The sequence below is a fragment of the Streptomyces sp. NPDC021012 genome (assembly GCF_044333355.1).
GTDB lineage: Bacteria > Actinomycetota > Actinomycetes > Streptomycetales > Streptomycetaceae > Streptomyces.
The window spans coordinates 1-2,008 of sequence record NZ_JBIRQU010000034.1; the positions used below are offsets into that span (position 1 = coordinate 1).

Annotated in this window: 2 protein-coding genes and 1 pseudogene; 1 reads left to right on the plus strand and 2 read right to left on the minus strand. The window is 71.0% G+C overall.

Annotated features, from left to right (window positions below):
- Positions 1-200 (minus strand): annotated as a pseudogene (locus ACH4TP_RS40315) (ABC transporter); the annotation flags it as partial.
- On the minus strand, positions 157-822 hold the full coding sequence (locus tag ACH4TP_RS40320; protein WP_398440719.1) for a DUF4097 family beta strand repeat-containing protein: 666 nt from the start codon (positions 820-822) through the stop codon (positions 157-159). The pseudogene ACH4TP_RS40315 and the gene ACH4TP_RS40320, both read right to left, overlap by 44 nt.
- Before the next feature lie 246 nt (positions 823-1,068).
- Between ACH4TP_RS40320 and ACH4TP_RS40325 the strand changes: the two genes are divergently transcribed.
- Positions 1,069-1,800, plus strand: a complete 732-nt coding sequence (locus ACH4TP_RS40325) for a helix-turn-helix domain-containing protein (protein WP_389236757.1) — start codon at positions 1,069-1,071, stop codon at positions 1,798-1,800.
- Positions 1,801-2,008 lie beyond the last annotated feature (208 nt).

Here is a 2,008-nt window from a genome sequence, read left to right on the forward strand (position 1 = left end):
GGGCCGAGGAGGGCGAAGACCGTGCCTTCGGGGACGGTGAGGTCGATGCCGTCCAGGACGGTCTTGTCGCCGTAGGACTTGCGCAGCCCGCTCGCTGCGATGGCCGGGGTGGTCATGGTGATGGCTCCTTGGGGGCTGCGCGTCGGGGGCTGGGGGTCAGAGGCTGCGGGCGGTGATGTCGCCGTACGCGGTGGTGGCACGGATGTCGAGAGTGGAAGTGCCGTCGTTCTTGAGGGAGTTGTTGACACGGCCGTAGGCGGTGCCGGCGTCGAGGGAGGCCGAGACGCCGGTGGCGGCGGCGATCGAGATGTCGCCCAGCTGGGTGGTCAGGGTGACCGTGCCGGCCAGTGCCCGGGCGATGCGGATGTCGCCCCGGGCGGTGGTGATCTCGGAGGAGCCGGCGATCAGGGCGACGTCGACCGCGCCGTCGACGGCGGTGAGGCGGAGGTTCGCGACCTCGTCGAGGTTGATCTCGCGGTACGCGCCCTCGAAGGCGATGGCGTCGAACCGGCCGACGGCGGTCAGTTCGGCGGCGGCCGCCTGGCCCTCGACGCGGGAGCCGGTGGGGAGCTGGACGGTCACGTCGATGGAGCCGGTGCCGCCGAGGATGCCGCCCTTCGACTTCGGGACCTCGATGGTCAGGACGCCGTCGGCGTAGGCGACTTCGGTGCGCTCGGCCGTCTTCACGTCGCGGCTCTTGGAGGGGTCGGTGGGCAGGACCTCGACGGTGGTGTCGGTGCGGTCGGCGGCGATGAGGCGGATGCGGCCGGCGGGGACGGAGAGGGTGGCGACGATGGCGGCGGGGGTGGCGAAGTTCTGCATGGTGCTTCTCCTTCGTATGGAGCGGGGCGGTTGTTCGCCCCGCCGTTTCCGATGAAGGAAAAGCTACGTTGCGTTCGATGATCCGGCAAGCATTGCGTTGCGCAGGATCGCTGTTATTGCAGGTCAGTTGAGAGATTTCATTGCAATGGTTCTGGATGTAATGCAACGAGTGTGGTGCGATTCGTTGCAATGGAGTGTCGGTGAACGCTATGCTCTGCCCATCACGCGCCTACGAAGGAGACCGCGATGCCCGGAGGCAGACTCACCCAGCCGGAACGTCAGCAGATCGCGCTGGGGCTGGCCGACGGCCTCGCGTACGCGGAGATCGCCCGGCGCCTCGACCGCCCGACCTCCACCATCACGCGCGAGGTCATGCGCAACGGCGGCCCCACCAGTTACCGCGCCGACCTCGCCCACCGCGCCACCGAACACCGCGCCCACCGCCGCAAGCCGGCCGCGCCACGGGGAACTGCCGTCGCCCCGCAGGCCCATGGGCGTGACGCCGAGGCCGTCGCCGCGTTCGAGGAGACCCTCACGACCGTCATGATGGGCTCGGGCATGCCCAAGATGATGGCCCGCGTCATGGCCAGCCTCACCCTCGCCGACGCGGGCAGCCTCACCGCGTCCGAACTCTCCGCCCGCCTCCAGGTCAGCCCCGCCTCCGTCTCCAAGGCGGTCGCCTTCCTCGACAGCCAGGGCCTCATCCGGCGGGAACGCGACGACCGCCGCCGCGAGCGGTACACCGTCGACGACGACGTCTGGTACCAGGCGATGATGGCCTCCGCCCGGTCGATCGCGCAGATCGTCGACACGGCGCGGGAGGGGGTCACCGTGCTCGGGTCCGGCACTCCGGCCGGGAACCGCCTGGAGAACGTCGCGCGCTTCCTCGACTTCGTCTCCGAGAGCACGGCGCGGGCCGCCGAGCAGGCCCGCGCGATCCTCCACACGAAGCCCCCGACCCCGGACGCCACGGACTGACCCTCACGGCCCGCGCCCCGTCCGTTGTAGGCGCTGGTCCCACCGGGGCGGTGCCCACCCGCCGCCCCCCGTTGTGGGCCATCGCTCCGCCGGGGCGGCACCCACCCTCAACGGCCGCCGCCCCCCCGTTGTGGGCAATCGTTCCGCTGGGGCGGAACGGGTGGGCACAACGGACCCGCGCCCTGCCGGCGCCAGAGGCTTACGAGCC